General features: G+C 29.1%; 7 protein-coding genes. 2 read left to right on the top strand and 5 right to left on the bottom strand.

Annotated features, from left to right (window positions below; all coding sequences use genetic code 11):
• Window positions 1-144 precede the first annotated feature (144 nt).
• Window positions 145-2,064: a DUF7657 domain-containing protein gene (locus BEE63_RS17365; protein ID WP_242874844.1), complete on the top strand. Its 1,920-nt coding sequence runs from the start codon at window positions 145-147 to the stop codon at window positions 2,062-2,064.
• Window positions 2,065-2,184: 120 nt separating this feature from the next.
• Window positions 2,185-3,120: a glycosyltransferase family 2 protein gene (locus tag BEE63_RS17360; RefSeq protein WP_066022579.1), complete on the top strand. Its 936-nt coding sequence runs from the start codon at window positions 2,185-2,187 to the stop codon at window positions 3,118-3,120.
• Window positions 3,121-3,185: 65 nt separating this feature from the next.
• Here BEE63_RS17360 and BEE63_RS17355 read toward each other — a convergent pair whose 3' ends face one another.
• The 5 genes from BEE63_RS17355 to BEE63_RS17335 form a co-directional block, all read right to left on the bottom strand.
• A complete protein-coding gene (locus tag BEE63_RS17355; RefSeq protein WP_066022578.1) occupies window positions 3,186-5,543 on the bottom strand; it encodes an Ig-like domain-containing protein in 2,358 nt (785 codons plus the stop codon).
• Between the two features lie 156 nt (window positions 5,544-5,699).
• The gene (locus BEE63_RS17350; protein WP_066022577.1) at window positions 5,700-7,001 is read right to left on the bottom strand and encodes a glycosyltransferase; all 1,302 of its coding nucleotides are present in this window, start codon (window positions 6,999-7,001) and stop codon (window positions 5,700-5,702) included.
• Window positions 7,002-7,015: 14 nt separating this feature from the next.
• Window positions 7,016-10,150 carry a glycosyltransferase gene (locus BEE63_RS17345; RefSeq protein ID WP_066022576.1) on the bottom strand — a complete coding sequence of 1,045 codons (3,135 nt, stop codon included), beginning with the start codon at window positions 10,148-10,150 and terminating at the stop codon, window positions 7,016-7,018.
• A 147-nt stretch (window positions 10,151-10,297) separates the two neighbouring features.
• Window positions 10,298-11,560, bottom strand: coding sequence for an ABC transporter ATP-binding protein (locus tag BEE63_RS17340; protein ID WP_066022575.1), 1,263 nt, complete (start codon window positions 11,558-11,560; stop codon window positions 10,298-10,300).
• Window positions 11,561-11,651: 91 nt separating this feature from the next.
• On the bottom strand, window positions 11,652-12,437 hold the full coding sequence (locus BEE63_RS17335; RefSeq protein ID WP_242874842.1) for an ABC transporter permease: 786 nt from the start codon (window positions 12,435-12,437) through the stop codon (window positions 11,652-11,654).
• Window positions 12,438-12,448: the final 11 nt, after the last annotated feature.

Raw genomic sequence — 12,448 nt, 5'->3', positions numbered from 1 at the left:
AAAACTCTAAAATAACCCTATATTTACATCAAAATACTAATGAAGTATAATGTTTAGAGGTGTACATATAGATTCAAGTTAAATATATTATGCTACTATAATATACATAAAATTAATCAAGAAAGGTTGTTTTTTATGCATAAAATGAAAAATATTTTTAACACGATTATAAAATTTCGATATTTATTAGCCTTACTTATTCTTATATTAGGCGTAGCTTCTGATTTTAATTTCAGTTCAATTCCTGCATGGGAACAATATGTTCCACAAATTAACAATGCCACTTCAAAAATATTAGGTCAAACAAGATATATAAGAACTGATGAATGGGTCGTACAAACACCCATGTATATGGCACAAGTTATGGATAAAGATCATTTTCCTGTCTACAATAAAAATATTGGTTTATCAGGTCAAAATATGATTTTAAATTATAATGCTCCAACACGTGACATAACTGTATTATCAAAACCATTTAATTGGGGATTTCTACTTTTAGGAAAGGGATACGGTTTATCCTGGTATTGGTTTTCCAAACTATTATTATATCTTTTATTATCCTATGAAATGTGCTTTATAATAACAAAAGGAAATAAGGGAATTTCAGTTTTAGGAAGTTTATGGATAACTTTTTCACCTGCTGTGCAATGGTGGTTCATGCAGCATATAGGAGATTTAGTACTATACTTTGAAGCTATAATTGTAACATATTATTATTTTCTTAAAAACTCTAATAATACTTTACGAAGAATACTGCTAGCTTTTGCTTTTGCTTTAAGCTGTATAGGCTTTGCACTGGTATTATATCCTGCAGTTCAGGTTCCCCTTTTCTACTTAGGCATAATATTTATGATTGTTTTATTTATAGATCTAAAAAAAGATTTAATTTTAGAGAAAAAAGACGTATTAATTATTATTTTAAGTTTTGCTTTTATATTTTTTAATTTAATCCATTTTTATTTAATTTCAAAAGATTCAATAAAAATATTATTAAATACAACTTATCCTGGAAAGAGAGTAAGTGTAGGTGGAAATTTATCTTTTTTTGCTCTAAATACTTTTTTAATAAATGTACTTTTGCCTTTTAAAAATTCTACATATTTAAATAACTGCGAAGTCAGTAGTTTTTATAATTTTCTTATCCCTTTGATCTTTTGTATACCAGTTTTAATAAAGAAAAAGGTAAAGGATTTAAAATTGGGAATTGCCTTAATTATATTTATATTATTTCAGGCATTTTATATGCTTTGGGGAATACCAGTTTTTTTATCAAAAATTACTTTATTTTCATATGTTACCGAACAAAGACTACTCGCCATATACAGTTTAACTTCATTATATTTAAGTATTTGGGCATTAAATCTACTATATAAAAAAAGATATTTTAATTTTATATTTTGTGCAGTAATTAGTCTTATAACAACAATAATATACTATTTTTCTATCTTTTATTCTCCATTTAAAACATACGTAAGTCCAAAATATTATTATATTATTTTACTTATATTTTTCGTTTTAAGCTTTTTACTTTTATATGGCAAAAAAAATTATTTTATTGGTTTAATGGCAATTTTAGTACTAATTTCTGGTATAACGGTAAATCCGTTAACCAAGGGTGTTAACTCAATATATAATAATAATTTATCAAAAAACATAGTTTCCATATCAAAGAAAAGTCCAAATGCAAATTGGATATCTATTGATGATACAAATGGCACTATGGGAGCTTTTATATATGCTAATGGTGCAAAGTGCTTAAATGGAGTAAATTTCTATCCAGATTTGGCTGAATGGAAACTTCTAGATAAAACCGGTAGTCAAAATAATATTTATAATCGATACTCACATTTTTCTTTTAGCTTAACTGATAAAAAAACTTACTTTACGCTAGTTGCCCCTGACAGCACACACGTATTTATAAACACTAAAGATATAAAAAAATTGAAAATAAAATTTATACTGTCTAAAAATAATTTAGATAGCTATAGTGATTCAAGCATCAAATTTTCTAAAATATATAGTGATAAAGTAAATAAATATAGTATATACAAATTAATATATTGATAAAAAAACAATTTACGACTTGAATTTAGTATAATTTTAATTTAAAATAAACTTTGTGGTAAATTTATTTTTCGATATACCAGTTTAAAGTTTATTAACTGTGTGAAAGGTGTGTTATTTTTGAAAATAGCAGTTTTAATTCCATGCTACAATGAAGAATTAACAATAAAAAAAGTTATTAATGATTTTAAAAGAGTCTTACCAGAATCGGATATTTATGTTTATGATAATAACTCAAAAGATAATACAGCTGCTATAGCAAAAGAAAATGGTGCTGTAGTCATAAAAGAACCCCGTCAAGGAAAAGGAAATGTTGTAAGGAGTATGTTTAAGGATATAGATGCTGATTATTATATTATGGTTGATGGTGATGATACTTATCCAGCAGAGTTTTCACATGAACTTCTTAAACCAATAATAAATGGTGAAGCAGATATGACAATAGGTGATAGATTGTCAAATGGTACATATAGATCTGAAAATAAAAGAGCTTTTCATAATTTCGGAAATTCATTAGTAAAAAGTTTAATAGGTAAGCTATTTAAAAATGATATCAATGATATTATGACAGGCTATAGAGCCTTCAACAGATATTTTGTAAAAACAATACCTATTTTAAGTACTGGTTTTGAAATTGAAACTGAAATGAGCATACATTCTTTAGATAAAAATTTTCTCTTAAAAGAAATTCCTATAAACTATAGAGATAGACCAGCCGGCAGTTCTTCTAAACTTAATACATATAAAGATGGTTTAAGAGTTATTAAAACTATTTTATCTTTATTTAAAGATTATAAACCTTTAGAGTTTTTTTCAATTATTTCACTAATCATATTAATTTTAGGTTTGATTTTTGGTGTACCAGTAATATATGAATTTGTAGAAACTAAATATATAACTAAAATACCTTCTGCCATTTTAGCTACAGGTTTAATCATTTCCTCGGTTATATTCTTAATAAATGGTTTTATACTTGATACACTTGTAAAACAGCATAAACAAGACTATGAATTGTTTTTAACTGAATACAAAACAAATAATCATATTAACAAATAACTAAAATACATATAAATAAGCAGTTGTCACTTAACTATTAAGTTAAAGTAACAACTGCTTATTTCTTAATTAAATATAGGAATATCAAATTTTAAAATTGGACTTGTACACATATCTATGAGCTTCTTAATATTATATATTTGATTATAAGCCCATCTTACATCAGTAGCATATTGATGTTCTCCTGTATCATTAGGATTCCATCTCATCTTATATAGTGTATTCTGATTATACGTAGAACTATTTATGTAAGAACTGCCTACCCAGCTTGCTCCTCCAACAATAGCTTTGTCAACGCTAGTCCAACCTTTATTATATGCATATTGTGAGCCATAATAATTAGGGCTTGAATCATATGCTCCTATTCCATACATGTTATAAACTGTAGTTCCATTTACGCTAATTCCTGTAGCTAACCTTGAACTTCCATTTCCAGTTTCTAAAAGAGCATGAGAAACTAAATAAAAAACACTTATATTACTCTGCTGAGCACCTTGAAGAAATGCTGCTCCATGTCCTGCCAAAATTCCCTTTCCAGCTAACATACTATTTACATCATCAACAGTTACTCCAGGCTCATAATTTAGAACCATAAATTGGTATATTCCATAGTCGTTTAAAAAGTTATTTGGATTAGCATAATACTCAACATCACTTCTAGATGCAGCAACCCAATCATTTCCTGATTCTACCACATTAGCACCAGGTGTGGCCATCTGCTTGTCTACTAATTGAGATAATGACATATTATAATTCGTGCTTACTCCATTTAATCCCACAAGCTTCATAACAGATATATCTTGCGATACAGTTTTACCTGTATTATCATAAGCTGTTACAGTCACATTATGCTTTCCATTTGGTATATTTCCTGCATCCAGCGTATAAGTAAAGCCACTATTATCACCATTTTCATACATTGGATATGCATTCTTAACATCAGTTCTTGAAGTCCCATAATTAGCATTTCCTTTTAACTGACCATCTACAAAAATACTAACCTTTTGGATACCGGTACTTCCAAGTGCCCAACCTCTTAAATTCAAAGTTGAATTTGTAAGAAATACACTACCCTGTGGGTCATCTATATACAGCATAGGTTGTAAAACTTTATAATCCACATTTATGGACGTAGTTACAATTTTTGCATCTTTGCCTATTGCTTCAACCTTAAGTTGTTTATTGCCACTTCCATTATCGAAGTTCTTACTTGTTGAATAAGAGTAAGATACTTGAGAACCATTTGTAGAAATAATATTAGCCTTACCCAATAATATAGCATTTGAATATACATCAATCTCTTGGACACCATTTGAATTAACAGTAGTACCAGTTACATTAATAGATTGATTATCATAAAAAGACGTTCCATCATTTGGAGTACTAATATTTACACTTGGACTTACACTTTGAGGTAAATCCTTAACAATCCTTATTCTTATTGCTTGTATACCCCAATCTTGATTAGGTACACCTGCTACCTGTCCATCTTGTACCCAATCCATCCAACCTACATTTTCCACATGAACTTGATATTGAATATGGTATCCAGAAACATTATTAAGTCTAATCTTTATTTGATTCATTCTCAGGCCTTCACCAACAGTACCAGCATTTGCTCCATTTTGTACCTCAGGCATCCAACCTTTATTCTCCACATTAGCTTGATATGCTATACTACATCCAGTCGGTAAATTATCACTACTTATTTTAATAGTCTCTAGTCTCAAACCTTTTCCTGTAGTACCAGCAATGTCCATACTTTTTAAAGTATTCATCCAACCTAAGTTTTGTACCTGTGCCTGATAATTTACATTTAAATCACCTGTTGGCTGCACTGGCTGCGGTTGTGGCTGTGGTTGTGGCTGTGGTTGTGGCTGCGATGAATTTGTATTATCTTTAACAATTTTTACTCTTATAGCTTCTACTCTAAGACCTTTTCCGGTAGTTCCAGCTATGTTTTCATCCTGGTCTCCACCTTTAACCCAATTCATCCAACCTAGGTTTTGTACATGAGCTTGATATTCAATATGATAGCCACTGACTCCTTCAAGCTTCATTTTTATAGCTTCTACTCTAAGACCTTTCCCTACAGTTCCAGCTATATTTCCATCCTGATCTCCACCATTAACCCAGTTCATCCAACCTAGGTTTTGTACATGAGCCTGATAAGAAATCTTAGCATTTGGAAACTCACTTGAATTTATGAGCTTTACCTTCAATGCTTCTACTCTCAGCCCTTGCCCAGTTGTACCAGCAATATTACCACTTGAACCTTGTACTGGCTGCTGCCATCCAATATTTTGTACATGAGCAGAATACTGGACATCTAGATCATTAGTTTGAGCTTGTACTTTAGAAGATACTAGTGTTATAAATACTAGAATAAACATACTTATAACAATACCTACCTTTTTTTTCAATGTTCTTCTCACCTCCCTTCAAGGCATACGAAATAAGTACAGATTATATTTATATAATCGTAATATATGTCGAAAATATTAATACCTTAAGCATTTAATATCTCAATAAAAAACCTTGAAGCTCGAAACACAACAGCCATATTTATAAAATTTAAATTATTTCTTATTTATCATTCTCTTTATTTTATTTTTCACTCTAATAAAATAATATTTAAACAAATTAGGGCTCTTATATAAAAATTTTACTTTTAATTTTTTATCCGAAGAAATATATGGATTCTGACAAAAATCAGCAAGCGGCTTCACAACATTATTCCATTTATAACTATCCTTAACAGCCTTGATATTATCCTTTGCTTTACTATATTTTTCTTCATTATCTAATAACTCCATTATTTTCTCCGCCAACTCATTATACTCTCCCGCATCGTGGCAAAATCCAAGCTCATTCTTCTCAACAAGTTCAGACATATAATCGCCTTTTGTAAGAACCATAGGAAGTTCACACCATAAATAATCTAAAATTCTAGTTCTAAAAGAATATCTAGTCTCTAAATTATTTAAATATGTACTAACTCCAATATCAGCTTCTAAAAGATAATTCTGCCTTTCATTATAATCTACCCAGTCATTAAAGAATACATTTTTATTATATATTCCATACTTTTTACTTCTAGCTATACATTCATCTGCAACTGTAGTATCAACATTTAAACTAGGATGCCCAATTCCCATGAAAAACAACTTTACATCATTTCTCTTAGCTACAATAACTTTCATTGCCTCAATTAATGTAATTGGATCAAACCAATTCCATATTCCGCCACCCCATATTAATACTTTGTCATTCACATTGATGTTTTTCCAGACACCCTTTAGAACATTCTTAGTCTTTTTAGGTTCCTCATCATTAAAGCCAAATGGCACAACATCAATTAATTTTTTCATTTGAACATCATCAGTATACGTAGCTGGATTAACTCTATTTATAGCAGAAAGCATACCCATCCAGTAATCCTTTTGCTTCTCACTAGCACATATGAAGAAATCACCTATAGCTAACTCTTCTAATATCAATTCCACATCAGTTTGATGATAATCAATACGATCTTTTAACGATAAAAATTTTCTAAGCTCAAGATTTTCAAGAGTTATAGGATCGTATATATCTACTACTATAGGCTTTTTTATTTTCTTCAAAAAAGGATATAATCTAAATGCTATTCCCTGAACTATTATAGAATCTACGTTTTCAATTTCTTCCTTAAGCTTTTTTCTGTCACCTAATATTACCTTAAAGTTTTCCTTTTCAAAATTCATATCTGTGTCATTATTAGGTATAAATAAGGTTACTGCAAGCTTTTTGGATAACTCCTTAGCAAAATTAAAATAACGTATACCCGGTCCAGACATTTTCTTTGCAATTTTATCAGGACTTATTAATAATACTTTTTTCATCTTTTATACTCCCACTATCTTTTAAATATCTTTCCTAAAAATCTAAAAATATTTAAATTTTTAAGTCTTCCGAGTTTCCTATCTATTTTTCTCATCCAACTTTCAAGTTCATTTACATCTGTTTTAACTTGATTCAATGAGCCCTGTAAATTAACAACTTTCTTATTTATAGTTTGAATTTCTCCTATTTTCTTTAAAAGTAAAGCGTTTAATTCTGTATTTCCGTCACCTTTATTTAATAACATTTCACTTGAAATATCAATATCACCTGAAGTTTCCTCATCGTAATCGTCTAGAACTATACATTTACTCTTATCTAAAGGATTAGCTTTATACACACACTTACTTTTGAATAAAAGGCTTCCTTTTAATTCTTTTCCATTTTCAATTATAGATCCAACATACTCATTTAAGTCATCTTTATCTTCTTTATCATCTTTCCAAATAGTTATACAATTATCGTACCTATCTGTCTGCGCATCTAGCACAAAATAAAATCCCCTGTTCTGTGAATTACAAATTGGTTTAAATCTTATACTCACCCATGAATTATCAACTAATGATCCTGCATCTATTGTTTCTTCTACTAATAGCTTATTTTCCTTTTCCTCATACAAATAAAATTTTATCTCATGATCATTCTTTCTACCATATGTTGCAACCTTTAAATCTATGGTAGTTAAATTTGGATATCTGCATTTAAATTTCTGCCCTATCCTTCTCCCCAGCATTAGCTCACCTACATTAGAAGTTTGTTTTTCTTCTGATATGTCAATAATTAAGTCTTTGTTTCCATCCATATCAACTTTTCTCTTCTTTATAGGTTTATTACAGAAGCTTACTAAAGGTTTCATTACCTCTTTCCACCTGTATTTTTCTCTTATTCTACCAATGTTATTTTTACAATTCTTATAGAATTCTTCACTGCCAGCTAATTTCAAAATTCCATCTTTAAGACTATTTACATCTTTATACCTTACAACAACACCAAGTTCTTCTTTTTCTATAAGCTCTGCAAAATAATCACCTTCAGTAGCGATAATAGGTAATTTAGCCCAAAGATAATCTAGTATTCTAGTTCTAAATGAAAATCTAGTTTCAAGATTATCTAAATGACAACTAACTCCTGCAAAGGATTCAAGAAGAAAATTCTGTCTTTCACTGTATTCAACCCAATCCATGTTAAAGAAAACATACTTATCCTTTATATTTAACTTTTCTGCTAACTCTATAGCATTATTACACATTTCCATTTCTGGAACACCTGGATTAGGATGTTTTACACCAAGAAAGAATAATTTAATATCATCTCTTTCTTTAGAAATTTCATATACTGCTTTAATTAATGTAATTGGATCAAACCAATTCCATATTCCGCCGCCCCATATAAGAACCTTATCTGTTGGCTTAAGGTTTGGAACTTTTTCTTTCATTAATTCCTTATTATGTACAGGTTCTTCGTTGCTTATACCAAATGGAACTAAATCGATAAGTCTATCTAGTTTATGAGATAAATCATACTCATATGGATTTATCTTATTAAGTGCAGAAAGCATTCCTATCCAATAATCCATTTGCTTATCATTTGCACATATGAAATAGTCACCTAATTGTAATTGTTCCAACTGAATTTTCAAGCTTCTATTATTCTCTATTAATCTATTTCTCATACTTTTGTTTTTAAAAGTTTCTAATATCTCTATAACAAAAGGATCATATATATCAACAACAAGTATTTTTTCTTTACATATTTCTTTAAGTGATGGTACTAATTCTAATATAAGTCCTTGAAGAACTATTACATCACTTTCATGTGCAGCCTTTATAAGTTTATCAGCTTTTCCGAGTTCATACTCTACAATTTCAAAGTCCAGCTTTATATCTATCTCATTCTCATTTGGTATGGCCAACACAACATCATTATACTTACTTAATTCTTTAGCAAACTCCCAATACCTTATTCCTGGACCTGCCATTTTTTTAGCTATTGGTTCATTGGAAATAAGCAGTATTTTTCTCTTAAATTTAATATCTAATTTTTCTTCTACATTATAAACATTTAATAACTTTTGAAACTTATCTAAGTATTTATAATCATGATAATATTCAACCGGGAAAGGCATCAATGGATTTGGGATTAACTTTTTCAAATCCTTATCTTTAATCTTTCTATTGTTTTGTATGTATTGTCTTTTTTCATTAAGCCTTACTAAATTATCTGTAAGATTATTTATAGCAACTAATGATGAAAAATTCTTCTCATCAGAATCGATTTCAAAGAAAGCGCTGTCGCTGTTTTTTATATCAAAATCATCACTATCTACCTTTAAATCCATCTGTATTCTTTGAATCATTAAAAGTAAATTACAAAGTACTATATCAAAATTCTCACTTGAGTAATTTTTATATATAGTATATAGAGCATTTCTTTCAAATAAAGTTTTCATTTTATGCTGATTGAACTTCTTGGATGTACCATTATGCCTATGATAACATATAGCTTTAGAACAAAATCTAACTTTATATCCTAAAACCCATAATCTCCAGCCAAGATCAACATCTTCATAATAAGCAAAATAATCTTTATCAAAACCACCTATTTCAAGAAAAACATCCTTTTTTATAATCATAGAACCGCCGCAGGCAAAAAGTATATCCATATCTTTATTATACTTTTTCTCAGCCTCTTTTGTAGTTATACCAAAATCATACTGATATCCATATCCCGCAAAGCTTACACTACCACCGGCAAAATCAAGCTTTGATCCATCCCAATTAAGTATCTTACTTCCGACACAAGCATACTTATCATCACAATTTTCAAGAGTCTCAAACATATCATTAAGCCAATTTTTATCAAGTTTCATATCATTATTAATTAATGCAAGATATTCACCTGTTGCTATTTTAGCAGCATCATCATTAGGCTTTGCAAATCCCTCATTAGAATCATTTTTTATTATTTTTACTTCCGGATAATTTTTTTCTAAAAACTGAACAGAACCATCCTTAGAGCCATTATCCACAACAATATATTCTATCTTTTCATGAGGATAAGATAATTTTTTAAGTTCGCTGAAACAATTTTTAAGATGCTGTACTCCATTGTAATTTACAATTATAAAACTCACTGTAGGATAACTATTCAAAATCTATTCACCACTTTCTATTTTTAATGCCCTATATAACGCGTAAATTCTATTACATTCTATCTCATAAAAAATTCTAAAGTCGAGCCTCTCTTGCAAGAATATTTTATAAGCAACAGTGTTAGAACTTTAATGCGTTACTTGTAATTAAAGCATCCATTCACAATTAATTTTAACCTGCCCGTCTCCTTTTACATCTCCTTCATGGATTGTAAAACAATAATGCTTATGTCTAAAATCATATACTTCTTTTAAATCTTCATCTAATAAACCAACAGAAAAATAGTACGTAGACTTTAATAGCAACTCGTTTTGCAATGAAAAACTTATCATATTAGTATCTTTCATATCTGTAATAAGCATACCATCTTGTTTACAATCATGATATATAAGCTTAAAACCTTCCTGTGTAAATATTTCAAAAGCAACAACAGCTGATTTAACATCTGAGTTTCTTTTAAATTCAACATTTACCTTTATATTCTCTTCAGTACCAAAGAAATTCCTAGGACGTCCTGCATTATCAGAAAAATATACTTTAGTTACCTCTAGCTTTTTGTTTCCTTCTCTATTTCCTTCAATAAATTCCGGAGCCTCATGAAGCGTAAAATCAAAATCAGTAAGTTCATTTTCACTTTTTGATTTATCTTTATTAATTTTATCTTCACTTTTAGCATATAATAATTTCATATAGAGACCTACCATTCTATCTGTAGGACCTTCTATTACTTCTCCGCCTCTTTTAATAAATATACATCTATCACATATACGCCTTACACTGCTCATATCATGGGAAACAAACAGTATAGTTTTACCTTGTTCTTTGAAAGATTCAATTTTTTTAAGGCATTTTTTCTGGAAATTAGCATCTCCAACAGCCAAAACTTCATCAACTAATAGTATATCCGGATCTACTGTTACAGCAACAGAAAATCCAAGTCTCATGTACATACCTGAAGAATAGTTCTTAACTGGTGTATCCATGAAATTTTCAAGTTCTGCAAACTTTACAATTTCATCATATCTTTTATCTATTTCCTTCTTACTTAATCCAAGTATAGATCCATAGAGATATACATTTTCTCTACCTGTCATATCAGGCTGAAAACCTACACCAACTTCTAGAAGCGATGAAATTTTTCCTTTAACAAAAATTTCACCTGAATTTGGTCTTATTATATTAGCCACTAACTTTAAGCTAGTACTTTTACCGGTTCCATTTTCTCCAATTATTCCTACAGTTTCACCCTTATTAACAGTAAAAGAGGCATTTTTTAAAACATTAAACTGAGTAACCTCAGTTCTATTTCTATGTAATACTTTATTTAAAAATTTTTCTTTTAAGGAATAGCTTTTATTTTTGTATATATTAAAATGCTTTGAAACGTTTTTAAATTCTATAACTGCCATTCTATATTCACTCCAATTTATATTTAAACCAGATTACTTATAATTTATACATTGGTCTTACACAAATTAAATTTCATCTTAATTTAATTAATCAAACTTCCTCTGCAAAACTATTTTCTATTTTTCTAAACACCTTATCACCTATATATAAGACAACTATATCCCATAATAACATTGCCACAAAATAAAAGATGCTTGGAACTTTTCCCTGAATTAGTACCATTCTTATACTGTCTACCATAATCGTAATTGGATTCAAGAGAAGTAATGGTCTGTATCTTACAGGGACAGTTTCCATTACATATACAATTGGCGTCAAATAAAACCATAACATAAATAATACTTCTACCAAATGTGAAACATCCCTATAAAGCACATTAAGTGCTGATAGCAATAACGATAAACCAATCGAAAAACCAAGCAATAATAATAATATTATAGGAAGTAAAACTACAGTAAAACTAAATTTTACATTAGAAAATGCTATCGCTCCGAATAAAATAACAAGAGTTATCAAAAAGCTAATAAAATTAGAAAATATTATTGATAACGGCATTATCTGTCTTGGAAAATATATTTTCTTAATTAAATTTGAATTCGATATTATTGAAGTAGTACTACCTTGAACTGCCCCTTGAAAGAACTGCCATGGAAGTAATGCTGCAAGTAGATTAACTGTAAAATTAGGTGTCTTCATTCTCATTATATATTTAAATGCAAATGAATATACAATTAAAAGCATTATAGGATTAAGAAATGACCAAAAAAATCCCAAAGCAGAATTTCTGTATTTCAATTTCAATTCTTTAATAGTTAAGTTTTGTAGAAGTTCCTTATGTTCCAATAGTTCTTTAATAGAATTAATCAAAAATTTCACCTGCTCTTTTA

The organism is Clostridium pasteurianum, assembly GCF_001705235.1.
GTDB classification, from domain to species: Bacteria; Bacillota; Clostridia; order Clostridiales; family Clostridiaceae; genus Clostridium_S; species Clostridium_S pasteurianum_A.
Note: the sequence above shows the minus strand (reverse complement) of the source record. Positions and strands in the feature narration are given on the sequence as shown.